The sequence below is a fragment of the Solitalea canadensis DSM 3403 genome, assembly GCF_000242635.2.
GTDB classification, from domain to species: Bacteria; Bacteroidota; Bacteroidia; order Sphingobacteriales; family Sphingobacteriaceae; genus Solitalea; species Solitalea canadensis.
In genome coordinates this window covers 2,922,990-2,936,744 of record NC_017770.1, presented here as the reverse complement: position 1 = coordinate 2,936,744, position 13,755 = coordinate 2,922,990, and the positions used below count along the sequence as shown (strand labels likewise).

At 37.7% G+C, this 13,755-nt stretch carries 12 protein-coding genes; 8 read left to right on the top strand and 4 right to left on the bottom strand.

Annotation, left to right across the window (positions count from 1 at the left end; genetic code table 11):
- Positions 1-8: 8 nt before the first annotated feature.
- Together SOLCA_RS12050 and mqnC are read right to left on the bottom strand one after the other, a co-directional pair.
- Complete coding sequence (locus SOLCA_RS12050; protein WP_014680732.1) at positions 9-1,205, bottom strand: BaiN/RdsA family NAD(P)/FAD-dependent oxidoreductase; 1,197 nt, start codon at positions 1,203-1,205, stop codon at positions 9-11.
- A 150-nt stretch (positions 1,206-1,355) separates the two neighbouring features.
- Positions 1,356-2,477, bottom strand: coding sequence for a cyclic dehypoxanthinyl futalosine synthase (gene mqnC, locus SOLCA_RS12045; RefSeq protein WP_014680731.1), 1,122 nt, complete (start codon positions 2,475-2,477; stop codon positions 1,356-1,358).
- A 266-nt stretch (positions 2,478-2,743) separates the two neighbouring features.
- Between mqnC and SOLCA_RS12040 the strand changes: the two genes are divergently transcribed.
- From SOLCA_RS12040 to SOLCA_RS12020, 5 genes are all read left to right on the top strand, one after another.
- Positions 2,744-3,979 (top strand): M16 family metallopeptidase, encoded by a 1,236-nt coding sequence (locus SOLCA_RS12040; protein WP_014680730.1) that lies wholly within the window; start codon positions 2,744-2,746, stop codon positions 3,977-3,979.
- A 31-nt stretch (positions 3,980-4,010) separates the two neighbouring features.
- Complete coding sequence (locus tag SOLCA_RS12035; RefSeq protein WP_014680729.1) at positions 4,011-5,294, top strand: M16 family metallopeptidase; 1,284 nt, start codon at positions 4,011-4,013, stop codon at positions 5,292-5,294.
- 158 nt (positions 5,295-5,452) lie between these two features.
- Positions 5,453-6,076 (top strand): class I SAM-dependent methyltransferase, encoded by a 624-nt coding sequence (locus tag SOLCA_RS12030; protein WP_014680728.1) that lies wholly within the window; start codon positions 5,453-5,455, stop codon positions 6,074-6,076.
- A 168-nt stretch (positions 6,077-6,244) separates the two neighbouring features.
- Positions 6,245-7,717, top strand: a complete 1,473-nt coding sequence (guaB, locus tag SOLCA_RS12025) for an IMP dehydrogenase (RefSeq protein WP_014680727.1) — start codon at positions 6,245-6,247, stop codon at positions 7,715-7,717.
- 323 nt (positions 7,718-8,040) lie between these two features.
- Positions 8,041-9,360, top strand: a complete 1,320-nt coding sequence (locus SOLCA_RS12020; protein WP_014680726.1) for a hypothetical protein — start codon at positions 8,041-8,043, stop codon at positions 9,358-9,360.
- Positions 9,361-9,475: 115 nt separating this feature from the next.
- Here SOLCA_RS12020 and SOLCA_RS12015 read toward each other — a convergent pair whose 3' ends face one another.
- Together SOLCA_RS12015 and gpmI are read right to left on the bottom strand one after the other, a co-directional pair.
- Entirely contained in the window at positions 9,476-10,012 is a 537-nt protein-coding gene (locus tag SOLCA_RS12015) for a hypothetical protein (protein ID WP_014680725.1), read from the bottom strand.
- A 75-nt stretch (positions 10,013-10,087) separates the two neighbouring features.
- The gene (gpmI, locus tag SOLCA_RS12010) at positions 10,088-11,611 is read right to left on the bottom strand and encodes a 2,3-bisphosphoglycerate-independent phosphoglycerate mutase (protein ID WP_157604563.1); all 1,524 of its coding nucleotides are present in this window, start codon (positions 11,609-11,611) and stop codon (positions 10,088-10,090) included.
- A 132-nt stretch (positions 11,612-11,743) separates the two neighbouring features.
- On the opposite strand from gpmI, the gene SOLCA_RS12005 reads away from it, so the two are divergent.
- From SOLCA_RS12005 to plsY, 3 genes are all read left to right on the top strand, one after another.
- Positions 11,744-12,139: a DUF4783 domain-containing protein gene (locus tag SOLCA_RS12005; RefSeq protein WP_014680723.1), complete on the top strand. Its 396-nt coding sequence runs from the start codon at positions 11,744-11,746 to the stop codon at positions 12,137-12,139.
- Between the two features lie 46 nt (positions 12,140-12,185).
- The gene (gene nadC, locus SOLCA_RS12000; RefSeq protein WP_014680722.1) at positions 12,186-13,040 is read left to right on the top strand and encodes a carboxylating nicotinate-nucleotide diphosphorylase; all 855 of its coding nucleotides are present in this window, start codon (positions 12,186-12,188) and stop codon (positions 13,038-13,040) included.
- 62 nt (positions 13,041-13,102) lie between these two features.
- Positions 13,103-13,744, top strand: coding sequence for a glycerol-3-phosphate 1-O-acyltransferase PlsY (gene plsY / locus SOLCA_RS11995; protein ID WP_014680721.1), 642 nt, complete (start codon positions 13,103-13,105; stop codon positions 13,742-13,744).
- Positions 13,745-13,755 lie beyond the last annotated feature (11 nt).

Sequence of the window (13,755 nt, the reverse complement as noted above, 5' to 3'; positions counted from 1 at the left end):
TTTTACGATTAGATCTGATTCAAATAACTTCCCAGGCACTTTCCCATGCTAAAGCAGGCCTGTAATAAATAACCTCCTGTAGGTGCATCCCAGTCAAGCATTTCGCCAATAACAAAATGATTAGGCAACTTTTTGAGTTGAAAACAATCATCAATTTCAGTTAATGCAATTCCCCCAACAGTTGAAATAGCTTCGTCAATTGGTGCAGCACTTACAACGGTTAAAGGCAACCCTTTAATCTTTTTTGCAAGGACTTCAAGGTTGGTAAATTCCTCTTTGCCTAAACAATTCTTTAAAAGAGACAATTGGGTTTTGTTGAGTTTTAATTGCCCCTCAATATGCTTTGTCCATGAGCTTTTACAAGTTGTCGAAAGTTTTTGTTTGATTTCTTCAAGCGAAAAAGTAGGTTTTAAATCGATTTCTATTTCGGAATGTTGATTATGGTTTAATTGTTCACGAATTTGTGGACTTAAAGCATAAATAGCACCTCCTTCCAAACCGAATGTAGTTATTACCACCTCACCTTTAGCCTCTTTATCAGCACAACGGATAACTATATTTTTTACCGATTCGCCCTCAATTTGTGCTAACAAAGCTTGCGGCCATTTTATTTCATAAGCACAGTTTGAAGGCTGAAAAGGTTTTATCTCAACTCTTTTTTCTTCAAAACGAGTACTCCAGCTACCATCAGATCCTGTTTTTTTCCAGCTTTTTCCTCCCAAACCAAAAACTACAAGGTCTGATTGAACCGTTTGAGTCCCTTCTTTTGTTTCGAAAATGAGTTCATTGTTTTCATTCCACCCCGACCAATAGTGGCGGGTTAGGATGTTTACCTGTTTCTTTCTTAATACGAAAAGTACAGCATTTAAAACCTCAATAGGAGTAATTCCTTTTATTGGATAAACACGTTTGCTACTACCAACAAACGTTGGAATACCAATTTCCGCTAGCCAATTAATAAGATCAGCGTTGGAGAAGGTCCGGATGTGTTTTTCAAGAAAATCAGAAGGGGTATATCTGGTTACAAACTGATCAACGGGCTCGGAATGGGTAAGGTTAAAACCACCTTTTCCGGCTACCAAAAACTTCCGTCCAACAGCAAAATTTCGCTCATAGATAGTTACATCAAACTTCTGTTCATCCAGCTCAGCAGCAAGCATTAATGAAGCGGGTCCGCCACCTATAATTGAAACACGTTTTTTCATAAATAAGTTAAGGAGAGAAGAATAAAATCACGCAAAGCTAATTTAAAAAAAGTGTCATGCTGAGTACGAAGCATCTGTTATGGTAAAGCTCAACACAAACAGATGCTTCTTCGTCAGGATGACACCAATTAAAAGCTTCTTATGATTTTATTAATAGTTAATCACCTGTTCTTCCATTTCAGGCATTTCCCTGAATTCGTATTGCTGGTTTCGTAGGCGAGGTTCGTAGCCGGCTTCTTTGATAGCTTCCTGTATGCCGTTTGCAGTAAAGCGGTGTGGTGCACCCGCTGCTGAAACAACATTCTCTTCAATCATAATTGAGCCGAAATCGTTTGCTCCTGCATGTAAGCATAGCTGTGCAACCTGTTTACCTACGGTTAACCATGATGCTTGAATATTTTTAACGTTTGGCAACATGATACGACTTAATGCAATCATGCGTACGTATTCATCGCCTGTAACAGTATTTCTTACATTTCTGATTCTGCGAAGCAATGTTCCATCATCCTGGAATGGCCAAGGGATGAAAGCTAAGAATCCTTTTGCATTTGCGGGTTTTTCAGACTGAACTTCACGCAACCATACCAAATGTTCAAATCGTTCTTCCAGAGTTTCCACATGTCCGAACATCATGGTAGCAGAGGTTGTTAACCCCAATTGATGGGCTGCACGCATTACATCCAACCATTCGCGACCGCTACATTTTCCTTTAGAAATCAACCGGCGAACCCGATCGTTCAGGATTTCTGCACCGGCTCCAGGTAATGAATCTAATCCAGCCTCAATTAATGCTTGTAAAACCTCTGTATGAGATAGCTTGTCAAGCTTAGCGATATGGGCAATTTCAGGCGGGCCTAAAGCATGAAGCTTTAAAGTAGGGTATAAGCGTTTAAGTTCTTTAAAAAGATCGACATAATAACTTAAGCCTAAATCAGGGTGGTGACCACCTTGTAACAACAACTGTTCTCCACCGTATTTAAACGTTTCTTCGATCTTAACTTTATAGGTCTCAATATCGGTTATATAGCTTTCTTCGTGCCCTGGGCGACGGAAGAAATTACAGAATTTGCAGTTGGCTATACAAACATTGGTTGTATTTAAGTTTCGGTCAATAATCCATGTAACGATATTATCCGGTTTTTGGATCATGCGAAGTTGATGGCCAACATGCATTAATTGTGCTGTAGAAGCGTTTTTGAATAAGAACAAGCCTTCTTCAGCTGTCAAAAATTCAAAATTTAAGGCCTTTTCTAATAATTTCTCGATATTCATTCCAATGAAAATAATCTTCTTACGAAGCGATTGATCAACCGGGTAAAAACTTCGGTTAATTCAATTTCAACCGTTAGACAAGAATGCTGCAAATATAAACCTTAGCTCACTAATGAAAGAATCAGGCAGCTAATAATCCATCGGTAAGCCAGCTTTGTTAGCAGTTTTTCGTTCTTTCTGTTGAACAACAAAGACTTTAAAATATTGTTTAGTAAATTAAAGTGGTATAATCTTACTTTTGTACCCCCGGTTTAAACATAACCCTGATGATAAATTTCGAAAGATTTACTTTAAATAATGGACTTCGTGTGTTGGTTCACGAAGATCCGGCTACGCCTATGGCGGTATTAAATGTATTGTATGATGTGGGAGCAAGAGATGAAGACCCTTCCAAAACCGGCTTTGCTCACTTGTTTGAGCACCTGATGTTTGGTGGATCTGTTAATATTCCATCGTACGATGAGCCTTTGCAGCGCGTAGGAGGAGAGAATAATGCTTTTACCACCAACGATATTACCAATTACTACATACAGGTTCCGGCTGTAAATATCGAAACAGCTTTTTGGCTGGAGTCGGATCGCATGTTAAGTCTTGCATTTTCAGAAAAAAGCCTTGAGGTACAGCGTAATGTAGTTTGTGAAGAGTTTAAGCAACGTTATTTAAATCAGCCTTATGGAGATGTATGGTTAAACCTTCGTCCCTTGGCGTTCAAAAAACACCCTTATCAGTGGGCAACCATCGGAAAAGAGCTTTCTCATATTGAGGATGCCACTTTAGAAGACGTTAAGGCATTTTTTGCAAAACACTATAATCCGCAGAACGCTATTTTAGTAGTAGCAGGAAAAGTGACGTTGGATGAAGTGAAAAGACTGGCAGAAAAATGGTTTGGCCCAATTCCGGCCGGCGAAAAGTATCAACGCAGTTTGCCTCAGGAACCAACTCAAACCGAAGGCCGTTCACAAACGATAAAAGCCAAAGTTCCATTAAATGCTATCTATAAAGCTTTTCATATTGGAGATAGAAAAAGCAATACCTTCTATCCAACTGATCTGATTTCGGATATACTATCCCGTGGAGATTCTTCACGTTTATACCGTTCACTGGTAAAAGAACAGCAACTGTTCAGTGAGGTAAATGCCTATGTATCGGGCGATATGGATCCGGGATTATTTATCGTTGAGGGTAAATTGGTAGAGGGTGTTACTATAGAAGCCGCTGAAAAAGCCATTGATACAGAGCTTGAAAGAATGAAAGCAGAGTTATTGCCGGCTGATGAATTAACAAAAGTGAAGAATAAAATTGAGTCGACAATGGTATTTTCTGAACTGAACTTATTGGATCGTGCAATGAACCTTGCCTACTATGAGTTAATGGGTGATGCTGCCAGTTACAATAAGGAGAAAGAGAAATACCAGGCAGTAACAGCATTACAGATCCAGGAACAAGCCAATGCAATTTTTGCTGACACCAATTGTTCTACCCTGTATTATTTAAGCGAATAATACTAAACTATCTGTTTACCTAACTATTTATATGGAAATTTTAGACCGATTAAATGAGCCTGATTTTAAGGCTGTTGATAATATAACCCTTATTCGTCCACATACTGAAAAACTTTCAAACGGAATTAGCCTGCATTATATAGATGCGTCAGAGGCCGATTTGGTTCGTGTTGAATTCATTTTCAAGAATCCGCAATGGAATGCTTCCCAGCCTTTGGCAATCGGTGCAACCAATTCAATGCTAAACGAGGGTACTACTCATTACACTGCATCACAACTAGCTGATAAAATTGATTTTTACGGCGCATTTTATCAGCATGAAGCGGGATTTGATCATTCAAGTGTTACGCTGTATAGCTTAAATAAGCACTTAAAAAGTACATTGCCAATCATAAAAGAGATCATAACAGAGGCCTCTTTTCCTGACCAGGAGCTTTCGACTTATATTCAAAACAGCAAACAGAAATTGCAGGTAAATCAACAAAAGAATGATTTTTCGGCGCGTAAAAAATTTAATGAAATACTCTTTGGCAGCAATGCCTATTACGGTTATAATGTAAATGTGAAAGATTACGATAACCTAACGCGTAGTCAACTGGAGCTTGTTCGTAATTTGCAATATACAGCTAGCAATTGTACGATCATTATTTCAGGCAAAGTAAAAGAAGAAGAACGCAAACTGATCGCTGAATTATTTGGGGGTGAGGATTGGTTAAAAAATGACTTGCTTGAAGCATCTCAGCCAAATTTCGTTGCTTCTACATCCTACAATCACCTGATTGAAAAGAAGGAAGCATTACAATCGGCAATTCGTTTAGGGAAACCATTGTTCAATAAAACTCATGCTGATTTTCAGGGTATGCAGGTATTGAATACCGTTTTAGGCGGATATTTTGGATCTCGGTTAATGTCGAACATACGTGAAGATAAAGGATATACCTACGGAATTGGTTCAGCTATCGTTTCCTTGAAAGATGCCGGATACTTCTTTGTAGCCACGGAAGTAGGTGCAGATGTTTGTGCCAATGCGTTGACAGAGATCTATAAAGAAATCAATATTTTAAAAAATGAACTAATCCCAGAAGAAGAACTAAGTCTGGTAAGAAACTATATGTTAGGTTCATTTTTAGGAAGTCTTGAAAATGCATTTTCGCACGCCGATAAATTCAAAGGAATTTCATTCTATGGTTTAGATTACGATTACTATGATCGTTTCTTCGAAACGGTTAGAACAATAACCCCGCAACAACTTCAGCAATTAGCCAATAAGTACTTTGCTGATGAGTTTTTTGAAGTGGTAGTAGGGAAGAAGTAACCTCCCCAACCCTTCTAAAGGAGGCGAGTAACCTCACCCTGTCCATTCTTCAAGAAGAGGACAGGGTGAGGTGTAGTATTTGAAGAAGGTTCAGTTGATGAACTTGAAACTTTATTTAAAGAATCCGTAAATGACTATTTAACAGTAAACAAAAAAATATGAATGACGCTTGGACAGACAGATGGAATGACAGATATAGTAAAGAAGAATTTGCGTATGGCGAACAACCTAACAATTATTTAAAAGAACAGCTGGAGAAGCTAAGTGTGGGGACAATACTTTTTCCGGCAGAAGGTGAAGGACGCAATGCCATTTTTGCTGCTAAGCTTGGTTGGACAGTTTCAGCCTTTGACATAAGCGTTGAAGGAAAGAATAAAGCTTTTCGACTTGCCGAAGGTAACAACGTGTCAATTGACTATCAAGTTGGCGAATTACAAACGTTGAATTTTAATACTGAACAATTTGACGCAATTGCATTAATTTATGCACACTTTCCCGCAGATATTAAATCGTTTTATCACAAGACGCTTGACAAGTATTTGAAAAAGGGCGGACTAGTTATTTTTGAAGCGTTTAGTAAAAACCACCTTAGCTACATTTCCAAAAACGAAAAAGTAGGCGGACCTAAAGATATAGAGATGTTATTTTCAATTGATGAAATAAAATCAGACTTTGATAAATATGAAATTATAGAATTGGAAGAAAAAGAAATCGAATTGAAAGAAGGGCTATTTCATAATGGAGAAGGCTCTGTTATAAGGTTTGTCGGACGAAAAAAATAAACTATTGCTAACATTGGATTAGCAAAATGCGGACGGTGTTTATACTGCTTTTGACTATGAAATATTGTTTCTAACTAAGATAGAGGATAATTTTTAGATTTCTATTGTTACTTTAAGAAAATCTTAGTACCTTTGCCCGGCAAATAATCACTCCTAAAATTATTTGCCATGCATTTAGATCCATCAAAATTTGTTCTAGAAGGCCTTACATACGATGACGTGTTGTTGATTCCGGCCTATTCGGAAGTTTTACCTCGTGAAGTAAATACCCAATCTTATTTAACCCGCAAAATTAAAATTAACGTTCCTATTATTTCGGCGGCTATGGATACCGTTACCGATGCTGACTTGGCTATTGCTATTGCACAAGCGGGTGGTTTAGGTATGATCCATAAAAATATGAGCATTGAAAATCAGGCTGCTGCTGTTCGTAAAGTTAAGCGTTCAGAGAGTGGAATGATCATCGATCCTGTTACGTTAACAGTTGAGGCTAAACTGAGCGATGCCTTAAAACTGATGAAGGATAATAAAATTGGTGGTATTCCAATTATCAATGGTCAGAATAAATTAGTAGGTATTTTAACCAACCGCGACCTTCGCTTCCAAAAAGATGTAACATTACCTGTTGAAGAGGTGATGACCACTCAAAATTTGATTACAGCTCCAGAAGGAACAGATCTGTTAAAAGCGGAAGAAATTCTTCAGAAATATAAAATTGAAAAGCTTCCGGTAACTAAAGCTGATGGAACTTTAGCCGGACTGATCACCTTTAAAGATATTCAGAAATTCAAAGCATTTCCTGCAGCTTGTAAAGATGAGCATGGCCGTTTAAGAGTAGGTGCTGCTGTTGGCGTTACTGCCGATACTATTGAGCGTGTTACAGCTTTGGTAAATGCCGGAGTTGATGTAATTACTGTTGATACTGCACATGGACACTCAAAAGGTGTTATCGATATGGTTAAGAAAGTAAAAACTACTTTCCCTAATCTTCAGGTTATTGCAGGTAATATTGCTACAGCAGATGCTGCATTGGCTTTAGCAGATGCAGGTGTTGATGGAGTAAAGGTTGGTATTGGTCCAGGATCAATTTGTACTACCCGTATTATTGCTGGTGTTGGGGTTCCTCAATTAACAGCTATTTACGAGGTTGCGAAGGCATTAAAAGGTACAGGTATCCCGGTTATTGCCGATGGTGGTATTAAGCAAACAGGAGATATTGTAAAAGCGATTGCTGCTGGTGCTAGTTCTATTATGGCGGGTTCATTGTTCGCAGGTGTTGAGGAGTCACCAGGTGAGACTATTATTTTTGAAGGACGTAAGTTCAAATCTTATCGTGGAATGGGTTCTGTAGAGGCGATGGAACAAGGTTCAAAAGACCGTTACTTCCAGGATGTTGAAGATGATATCAAAAAACTGGTTCCTGAAGGTATTGTTGGACGTGTTCCTTATAAAGGCACATTGGCAGAAGTAATGTATCAATACGTAGGAGGTTTAAAAGCAGGAATGGGCTATTGCGGTGCGCGTACTATTGAAGATTTACAAGAAGCAAAGTTTGTTCGTATTACCGCTGCCGGAATGCGCGAAAGCCATCCGCACGATATTACCGTAACGAAAGAAGCTCCAAACTATTCAACTAAGTAAGTTGAAAATAATAAAATAAAAAAGCTTTAGTGATTTGCTTCACTAAAGCTTTTTTTATTGTGCAATACTGCTTAAGTTAACTTAGTGTATTTTTTACAAATATATTTGCTCTCGAAGTAAACAAATTATACCTTTAGCAGCCTTATATTCTGTTTTTGAGGCAAACCTGAACCAATCAGTTTATGTAGTAACTTTCTGTTGTTGTCATTTCTGGTTATTAAATACTATTAATTGAGGTTGAATTAAGTCGATTATACAAGTAATAATTGATGCTGAATTAAAGTGTAACTAATTCGCATTGATATATTATTTTATTGAGCACCATGAAAAAAATACTGAGCCCGTTTATCATTTTTTCTTTCTTATTTCTTATTGTTACTTCTTGTTCTAAGAATGATGACCCTACGCAAGTTACTGTAAAGCCAACACCAGAGCCTCCTAAGCCAGTTGACACAGTGCTTATAATTTCTGATCTGTTTAGAAATTCCTTTCGGGTATATGAAATGCAACGAAATACAAACGGTATTTACAGAGATTCGAAAGTATTCAACGGTACGGATTATCATCCTGCATCTGTTGCCAATATAGGAATTGGATTAGTTTCTCTTTGTGTTGCTGATAAAATGGGTTGGACAACCGATGCCCAGCAGCAAGCAATAACAACACTTAATTCTGTGCTGGGTAAAAGCGGCTCGTTTCAATTGGATGTAAATGCAGCAGGCTTCCCACGCCATTTTGTTGATATGGAGACAGGTGCACGAGCTTGGAATTCTGAGTACAGTACAGTAGACGCTGCTTTGATGGTTTCAGGGGCATTCTTCTGCAAGAATTATTTCAAACAAAATACAACAATTGCCTCACTTGCTGATCAGTTGTTTAAATCGATTGACTGGTCAAAAGCAATTGCGAATCCGGAAACGGGCGCCATCTATTTGTCTCTTGATGCTGATGGAAAAGGGAGTAGTACAACCGCTGTTTACAATGAATATATGTTGGTTGCATACTTAGCTTACAAAGCTGAAAATGGAACTGCTGGTCCGGCAACAGCATTGTGGAATAAATTTTATGCTAATCCGACAAATTTACCACAGTCTACTTATTTGGGTTATTCAGTATTAACAGATAATCCGGGTTCATTCTTGTCAGATTTTATTCCTCAGTTTTGTTACTATTTATGTCATCCATATGCTGTTAGCTCACAATATAAAGGCTTTATGACCAACTCAATGCAGTCCGATAAAAAATGGTGGTCTTTAACTCCGGGTATTTCGCCATACGAATGGGGATTAGGAGCAGGTAGTTCAATTGATGGGTATCATGCAGATCGAATTAGCGACAATAATGGCAAAATTGTTTCACCTCATATCGTAGCAGGTTTTATTCCGATAAATGAAGGCGCTAAAAAAGACCTGATCAGTTTATATGTTGCTAATAAAGGGGTTTATACACTTCCTGGTTCATCAAATAAAATATTGTGGAGATATAGCTTATCAAATACATCATGGCGTGCAAACGAAGTACAGGGAATTGATTATTCAACCATGCTTTTTGGATTAGCTTCGTTACCGGAGAATTGTGGTGCCAATTTCTTTAGTGAAAACAATAACTATAGCTTCCCGGTTTACAAATTCGAACCCCGATAAAATATTTAGGGGATTACACCGATGATTTGATTACACTGATTTCTTTTATACATGAATCAGTGTAATTATAATCAAAAAAATAATCGATGTAATCAATTAAATCGGTGTAATCCCTCTATAAAAATCTACCCTCAATCTCAAAATGACTTTCCTTCAATAGCTTCGCCTTTTGTTTTCTTTCAATTTTATAGAAGTGATTAGGGTCATATGTTAACCATTCATCCAGATCATACAACTCATTGCTTGTTCTGTTTACAATTTTAATGTTGCGGATATGGCCATTAGTGTCTCGAAGAATAGCAATGCTTTTAGTTTTTAATGCAGAGTCAATGGCTGTATAAAGTTCTGAGGTATCGGTTTTAACAACCTTATAGCTTTTACTCCATGCCGGTTTATTGATATTCGAATTAATGAAAACGCTTAATTCTTTTGTCCAAAGTGTATCCCGAACAGTTTTAGTTTCTGTTTTACCATTGTCATTTACTGTTTTGCTAAGCTTAGGATTTTCAGCATTTAAACGATGAGCTTCCTGTTCAAAATAACTCTTTAAGTCGAAATAAGCATTTTGGCTGGTTTGACGATTGCCAGTATTTGAACAAGAAAAAGAAATGAGGATTAAACCAGTGATCAGTAAATAAGAAAGTTTGTTCATGCCATAAAAATAAGAAGCGGTTGATGATTTTTCACCAACCGCAATTATAATTTTCAGGAAAAGTCCCGTTAGGGTCTATACTAATTCATCACCTGTCATTTCAGCAGGCTTTTGAACGTGCATCATTTTTAAAATAGTAGGAGCAATGTCGCCCAGTTTACCATTTTTAACAGCAGTAACCTCATTGTCAATTACAATACATGGAACAAGGTTAGTGGTATGTGCAGTATTTGGAGTTCCGTCTTCATTGATCATATAATCAGCATTTCCATGATCTGCAATGATTATAAATGAATATCCGTTTTCGATACCAGTTTCAACAACTGCTTTTAAACATGCATCTACTGTTTCTGCAGCTTTAATAGCAGCGCTGAAAATACCTGTATGTCCAACCATATCCGTGTTTGCAAAGTTCAGACAGATAAAATCAGGCCATTTGCTTTGTAACTCCGGAATAATGGCATCTTTGATATCATTAGCACTCATTTCTGGCTTCAAATCGTAAGTTGCCACTTTAGGAGAAGGACAAAGTAAACGTTTTTCACCTTCAAAAGGAGCTTCACGACCTCCCGAGAAAAAGAATGTTACGTGAGGATATTTTTCGGTTTCAGCAATACGGATTTGAGTTTTACCGGCTTTCTCCAAAACTTCACCCAAGGTCATTGCAAGATCATCTTTAGTAAAGATCACTTTAACACCTTTGAAAGTTTCGTCGTAAGTAGTCATGGTCACATAGAACAAGTCAAGTTTTTTCATGTCCTGTTCAGGGAAATCCTGTTGTGTAAGTGCTTTGGTAATTTCGCGACCACGGTCGGTACGGAAATTAAAGCAAATAACCACATCGCCTTCTTTGATTGTTGCAACGGGTTGTCCATTTGCATCAACCTTAACTACCGGTTTCAAAAACTCATCAGTTACATCATTACTATATGATTCCTGAATAGCTGCTTCAATATTACTTACAGGTTTTCCAACCCCTTTAACCATTACATCATAGGCTAATTTCACGCGCTCCCAACGGTTATCGCGGTCCATCGCATAATAACGTCCAACAGCGCTTGCCACAGTTCCTGTAGTTTTAGCGATATGCTGTTCAAGGTCGTTCATAAATCCTAATCCACTTTTAGGATCGGTATCACGGCCATCTAAAAATGCATGAACAAATACATTTTTTAATTGCTGTTCAGCAGCAACTGAAAGCAATCCTTTAAGATGATTGATGTGTGAATGCACACCACCGTCAGACACTAGTCCGATAAAGTGAACACTTTTGTTTTTTTCTTTGGCATAGTTAAAAGCCTCCACTAAAACCGGATTTTTGTCAATTTCATGCTCTCGAACGGCTTTGTTAATGCGCACAAGTTCTTGATATACAACACGTCCGGCCCCTAAGTTCATGTGGCCAACCTCAGAATTTCCCATTTGACCCTCTGGTAACCCTACAGCCTCACCAGAAGCCTCTAATTTTGAATTGGGATATTTCTTTATAATTTCATCAAAAAAAGGAGTGTTTGCTTTGAAAATGGCGTTAGAGTCGTCTTGGCGACCGTAGCCCCACCCATCCAGGATGATCAGGGCGATTTTTTTGTTATTTTCCACCTTGCAAATATATTTTTTTAGCAATAATAATAGTATGATTTATGTTATGATTTTCAAAAAAATAGCCTTTTTTGTTAATATTTGGCACTATTTGTGTTCCTGCACAGCAAAAAATAAAATTCAGTCAGCCTCGTGAGTAAAATACTTCTAATAGTATCTGTTCTTTTCCTTGCTTTGCCTTGTGGTGCTGCCAATCAGGACGATACGGTTGAGGCTATTACAAAATCTATTGAATCAGCTAATACCCGCGAAATTTCAAAATACCTAAACTCTACGGTAATACTATCCATTTTAAATGACGAGAATGTATATAGTAAAACACAGTCGGAAATGATTTTGAAAAACTTCTTTTCTAAGTACCCTCCAATTCAGGTAAAATTAAAACATACTGGTTCCTCTCCAGAAGGCATGCAATATGCAATCTGCTCTTACAAAACTTCCACGAATACCTATCGCCTGTTTTTTTATATGAAACAAAACGGCGGTTCCACACTTATAAATGAGTTAAGGGTAGAGCAAGAAAAATGAGTTTTACCTCAATTATGAGAACATTTTTTTATCTTGGCGCATTAAAATGTGCGTGGTTTTGGAACAAGACGTAGTTAAACAGTTTATAATTAGTGCATTGGCCGAAGATGTAGGCGATGGAGACCATACTTCACTTTCAAGTATTCCGGCGGGAACTCAAGGCGCTGCACGTTTGCTTATAAAAGATAATGGAATTTTGGCAGGTGTTGAGCTTGCTAAACAAATATTTGCCACTGTAGATCCCACTTTAACTCTCGAAGTTTTTATTAATGATGGTGCTCATGTTAAACATGGGGATATTGTTTTAATTGTTTCGGGTAGTGTGCATGCTATCTTAAAAGCAGAACGATTAGTGTTGAACACCATGCAGCGAATGAGTGGCATTGCAACGGTAACCAATCAGGTTACAGAGTTGCTAAAAGGAACTCGTACACAAGTACTCGATACACGGAAAACAACACCGAATATTCGATTCCTTGAAAAATGGGCAGTTAGAATAGGAGGGGGAGTAAATCATCGCATTGGCTTGTATGATATGATTCTTATAAAGGATAATCATGTTGATTATGCCGGAGGAATTAAAAACGCCATTCAAAATGCACAGGATTACCTTAATCGTACAGGAAAAAAGCTTCAAATTGAAATTGAAACACGTAATTTAGAGGAGGTACAGCAAGTATTAGATACTGGGGGTGTCGACAGAATTATGCTCGATAATTTCAGTTTTGATAATTTGCGCAAAGCTGTACAACTAATCAACGAGCACTTTGTAACCGAAGCTTCAGGGGGTATTACTATGGAAAATGCCCGTGAATATGCTTTGTGTGGTGTTGATTATATTTCGATGGGTGCATTAACACATTCTGTCAAAAGTCTTGACATGAGCTTAAAAGCAATGTAATTTGTGTACTCAACGTTTTTTAATATTTTAGTTAAAGTTAATTTGTATAGAAAACGATTCTGATGATTTCAACTCAATCGTTAATAGCTCTTCTTATCGCCTACTTACTTGGATCGATTCCCACCGCGGTGTGGATCGGACAAATTTTTTACGGAATTGATGTAAGGGAGTATGGAAGCGGCAATGCAGGTACTACTAACACTTTCCGTATTTTAGGAAAGAAGGCAGGTATTCCGGTAATGCTCATCGATGTATTTAAGGGATGGCTTGCCTGTTATCTTGCACATTGGTTCTCTAATTACAATCCTGATTCTATTCAGTTTGCCAATTTTCAGTTATCACTGGGTATAATTGCTATTGTTGGTCATATTTTCCCCGTCTTTGCTGGGTTCAGGGGCGGAAAAGGTATTGCTACACTGTTTGGAATGGTTTTGGCCATACATTTACAGGCAGCACTTTGTTGTTGCATAATTTTCCTGGTGATCCTGATTTTCAGTCATTATGTATCCCTAGGATCAATGGTTGCAAGTTTTTCTTATCCGGTATTAATGATTTTTGCTTTTCACGTAGGAAACAAATCAGTAATACTATTTGGCGTGTGTGTTGCAGTACTGGTATTAGTTACTCATCAAAAGAATATAGAACGCTTATTAAAAGGAAAAGAAAGCAAATCTTATCTCTTTAGGAAAAAGGTTCGGAATTAATAGTTAGTTTA